This window comes from Haloferax sp. Q22, from assembly GCF_001482285.1.
Taxonomy (GTDB): Archaea; Halobacteriota; Halobacteria; order Halobacteriales; family Haloferacaceae; genus Haloferax.
In genome coordinates this window covers 1-1,064 of sequence record NZ_LOEP01000054.1, presented here as the reverse complement: position 1 = coordinate 1,064, position 1,064 = coordinate 1, and the positions used below count along the sequence as shown (strand labels likewise).

The following is a 1,064-nucleotide window of genomic DNA, read 5'->3' as shown; positions in this document are numbered from 1 at the left end:
GGAGCGTGTCATAGAAAGCCTCCCAAGGGAGGCCGCAGGGTTTGGAAACTGTGTCCACCAGCTCCAACGCCCTGCAAGACGTAGCTTCGGTTAACGACTTCTTGAATGCGGCGGCTACTGAGACAGTACCGCTGTTCGAACATCTTGAGTTCGAGTTTCTACTGGAATACGACGTGTTCGCCCCCGCTCGTCGGGGGCGAACACGAGTACACCAGCCACCGGATCTCTTTCGCGGCTTTCTCCACTGCTACTACAAGAACGTCTACGGCACACGCCCAGTGACGCGAGAACTCCAGCACAGCCTCGTCTGGTACTACTGCGGACTCGACAAACCGCCATCCAGAGACACGATTGATCGCTTTCTCACCGACCTCGAACACGTGATTGACGATGTCTTCGACAGGCTCGTCGAGCAGGCCGCCGCCCGCGGCCTGCTCGACTCGACGTACTCCATCGATTCAACGCATATCGAGGCGATCCAGTACAACGAGGCTGCGTCGTGGAACTACGATTCTACAGCCGAAGAGCACTACTACGGCTTCGGCTGTACAATCGTCTCAACTGGGTCAAAGATCCCGATAGCAGCGGAGTTCACACAGGCCAAACAAGCAGACCAAGAGACGGCGATGCGCGTCACCCGTGACGCGCTCGCCGTCGACACACCTGTCTGGATGCTTGGAGACAGCGCCTACGACATCCTCGACTGGCACGACCACCTGTTGACCGCAGGGGTCGTGCCACTCGCTCCGTACAATCCGCGAAACGCTAATGAGCCGCTAGATATCGAGTACAGGGTCGAAGACCGCATCGAAACACACAGCGAGGACGTTCAGCTGAAGCAATCCATCCTGGACGAGACGTACAACCACCGGACAGGAGTCGAACGAACGAACGACGCGGTCAAGGACTGCGGCCTCGGGCACGTCCGCGCCCGAGGCCGCGTCCACGCACGAACAGAAGTGTTCCTTGCGTTGTGTCTGCGGCTCGTCGTTGCAATCACCAACTTCGAACGAGGAAACGATCCGGGCTGTGAGAAGCTATGAGATGGATTCTATGACACGCTC

General features: G+C 58.1%; 1 protein-coding gene. It reads left to right on the top strand.

Annotation, left to right across the window (positions count from 1 at the left end):
* Positions 1-50: 50 nt before the first annotated feature.
* Entirely contained in the window at positions 51-1,043 is a 993-nt protein-coding gene (locus AM590_RS18545; protein ID WP_058828766.1) for a transposase, read from the top strand.
* Positions 1,044-1,064: the final 21 nt, after the last annotated feature.